This window comes from Rhodococcus sp. R1101 (assembly GCF_000278445.1).
Taxonomy (GTDB): Bacteria; Actinomycetota; Actinomycetes; order Mycobacteriales; family Mycobacteriaceae; genus Rhodococcus; species Rhodococcus gordoniae.
In genome coordinates this window covers 1-2,342 of sequence record NZ_AJVB01000555.1, presented here as the reverse complement: position 1 = coordinate 2,342, position 2,342 = coordinate 1, and the positions used below count along the sequence as shown (strand labels likewise).

Annotated in this window: 2 protein-coding genes and 1 pseudogene; all 3 read right to left on the bottom strand. The window is 71.1% G+C overall.

The window, feature by feature from the left end:
- On the bottom strand, positions 1-351 hold a 351-nt coding region (locus R1101_RS28030), incomplete at its 3' end, for a TIGR02234 family membrane protein (protein WP_016935310.1).
- Positions 348-1,931, bottom strand: coding sequence for an anthranilate synthase component I (locus tag R1101_RS0121480; protein WP_198420315.1), 1,584 nt, complete (start codon positions 1,929-1,931; stop codon positions 348-350). The genes R1101_RS0121480 and R1101_RS28030, both read right to left, overlap by 4 nt.
- Positions 1,932-1,976: 45 nt before the next feature.
- Positions 1,977-2,342 (bottom strand): annotated as a pseudogene (locus R1101_RS0121475) (dioxygenase); the annotation flags it as partial.

The window sequence follows — 2,342 nt, the reverse complement described above, 5'->3', positions numbered from 1 at the left end:
GGGGTCGGGGTCCCCGGTCAGCAACCGCACCGCGGGGACCGCGGCTGCCACGGCGACGATCGCGACCACGACCGACACGAGACGTAATGCGAACCCGCGCACGGCGAAGACCGCGGCGACCGCCGCGAGCAGCACGAGAGCGAGCGGGGTCAGTGCCGCCGCCCAGCGGCCTCCCTCGAGGTCGTCGACGCGGTCGATGCCGAGACCGTCCGACGAGACCGCGGTGACCCATGTCATCCGGCTCGAGGCCCACAGCAGGGCGGCGCCGAGCCCGAGCAGCAGAGCGGCGATCACCGTCGGTCTGCGCCGGCGTACGGGGGCGGAGCCGGCGTCCGGCGTCTTCTCGGTCACCGCGCGTCACCGCCGTAGGTGACGAGTGTGGACGCGGCGGCCACGGCGGCGAGTGCGGACATGGCCTTGTTCCGGGCCTCGGTGTCCTCGGCCTCCGGATCGGAGTCTGCGACGATGCCCGCACCTGCCTGTACGTAGGCGATGCCGTCCTTGACGAGGGCGGAACGGATCGCGATCGCGGTGTCGGCGTCGCCCGCGAAATCGAGGTAGCCGACGATGCCGCCGTAGATACCGCGGCGGGTGGGTTCGAGTTCCTCGATCAGTTCCATCGCGCGTACCTTCGGCGCGCCCGAGAGGGTGCCGGCGGGGAAACACGCGGTGACGGCGTCGAGGGCGTGCTTACCCTCCGCGAGCCGTCCGGTGACCGTGGAGACCAGGTGCATCACGTGGCTGTACCGCTCGATGTGCCGGTAGTCGTGCACTTCGACGGTGCCCGGTGCGCACACCCGGCCGAGATCGTTGCGGCCGAGGTCGACGAGCATGAGGTGCTCGGCGTTCTCCTTCTCGTCGTGGACGAGGTCCTTCTCGAGCAGGAGATCCTCCTCCTCGTCCGCGCCGCGCCACCGGGTCCCGGCGATGGGATGGGTGGTGGCCACCCCGTCCGAGACCGTCACGAGCGCTTCGGGACTCGATCCGACGATCGAGAAGGCCGTCTCGCCGTCCGGGCCGGGAATGTGGAGCAGGAACATGTACGGGCTGGGGTTGGACGCGCGGAGCATCCGGTACACGTCGATCGGTGCTGCCTCGCAGTCGATCTCGAATCGCTGCGAGAGCACCACCTGGAAGGCCTCACCGGCCTCGATGTCGCCGATCAGCTTGCGGACGTCCGTGCAGAACGACTCGGTGGTGCGCTGGCGGCGGTAGTCGGGCTCGGGCCGCGAGTAGGTCGCGACGGTGGCCGGAGCGGGCGCGGCGAGCGCCTCGGTCATGCGGTCGAGACGGGCCACCGCGTCGTCGTAGGCTTCGTCGACGCGCTCGTCCGAGCCGTCCCAGTTCACGGCGTTGGCGATGAGCCAGATCATGCCCTCGTGGTGGTCGACGGCCGCGAGGTCGGTGGCCAGCAGCATCACCATCTCGGGGATCTGCAGGTCATCCTCGGCGAGCGTCGGCAGCTTCTCGAGATATCGGACGGCGTCGTAGCCGAGGTAACCCACCATGCCGCTGGTCAGGGGCGGCAGTCCGTGGATGCGGTCGGTGTGGAGCAGCTGCAGCGTCTCACCGAGGACGTCGACGGGGTTGCCGCCCGTCGGGGCGCCGGCGGGAACGTGCCCGTACCAGGCCGCGCCGCCGTCGACGACGGTCAGCGCCGCCGGGCTCCCGGCGCCGATGAACGACCACCGCGACCACGACCGGCCGTTCTCCGCCGACTCGAGCAGGAAGGTCCCGGGGCGGTCGGCCGCGAGCTTGCGGTAGGCCGACAGTGGGGTCTCCGCGTCCGCGAGCACTTTGCGGGTCACCGGGACCACGCGATGCTCGGCGGCCAGCTGACGGAACTGCTCGCGGGTGGTCGTCGAATCGGACCGGCTGCCGCCGGAGGAGTCGGTTGTGGCTGCGGGAATGGTGGTGGGCTCGCCGGACATGCGCCCCATCATCCCAGGGGCGGTGTCCGGCGATGCAGCCGCGGGTCAGGCGACCTGGAACGACCGCTTGGCCAGACCCATCCAGAACCCGTCGACGACCTGGTCGATGCCGCGATCCGGAGTCTCCGAAGCACCGAGGGTGACGAACAGCGGCGCGAAGTGTTCGACGGTCGGGTGCGCGTACGGCATGCCCGGTGCGCGGTTGCGGAAATCGAGCAGCGCGTCGACGTCGCCGCGGGCGAGTTGCTCGGCGGTCCAGTGGTCGAACTCCGACGACCAGCCCGGCGCGGCGGCCTCGGGCCGCGGGTCGCGCAGGAAGGGCAGACCGTGCGTGGTGAACCCGGAGCCGATGATCAGTACGCCCTGCTCACGCAGCGGGCGCAGCCGGGCGCCGAGGTGCAGCAGCCGTCC

What these genes read in the sequence shown, in the direction of transcription:
- R1101_RS0121480 (WP_198420315.1), bottom strand. Translation starts at nt 1,931, where the DNA reads ATGTCCGGCGAGCCCACCACCATTCCCGCAGCCACAACCGACTCCTCC.